Genomic DNA, 292 nt, shown 5'->3' with positions numbered 1-292 from the left:
CGGTCTGAGCCGGCAAGACCTCGTCTCGCCAGCTTCGTCAGCTGGCGCTCAAACCTCCTCTCGGGTCGCATCCGCAACCACCCGACGACCAGGAGGTGACCATGGCTTTCGTCCACGCCCTCGCGCCCGCGCTGCCCTACGCGCTGCGGTCCGGGCTCTTCCCTCAGCGGCGCAGCGGCGCCAGCCCGGCCGCTCCCACATCGACGCGTCCCGTCACCGGTGACACGTTGGCACCGGCCAAGTGGGCGGGCGATCACGTCGTCGCCGTCTGGCGACGCGACGAAGCGGATCG

1 protein-coding gene is annotated in these 292 nt (G+C 71.2%); it reads left to right on the top strand.

Going from position 1 to position 292, the window contains the following annotated elements; all coding sequences use genetic code 11:
- Window positions 1–101: 101 nt before the first annotated feature.
- Window positions 102–292, top strand: a 191-nt coding sequence (locus tag KZZ06_RS20350) for a hypothetical protein (protein ID WP_219581797.1), incomplete at its 3' end; no start/stop codon positions are given.

Origin of the sequence: Sulfitobacter sp. CW3, from assembly GCF_019392245.1 — a bacterium.
Taxonomy (GTDB): Bacteria; Pseudomonadota; Alphaproteobacteria; order Rhodobacterales; family Rhodobacteraceae; genus Sulfitobacter.
The sequence above is the reverse complement of the archived record's forward strand: the minus strand, read 5'-3'. Positions and strand labels throughout refer to the sequence as shown.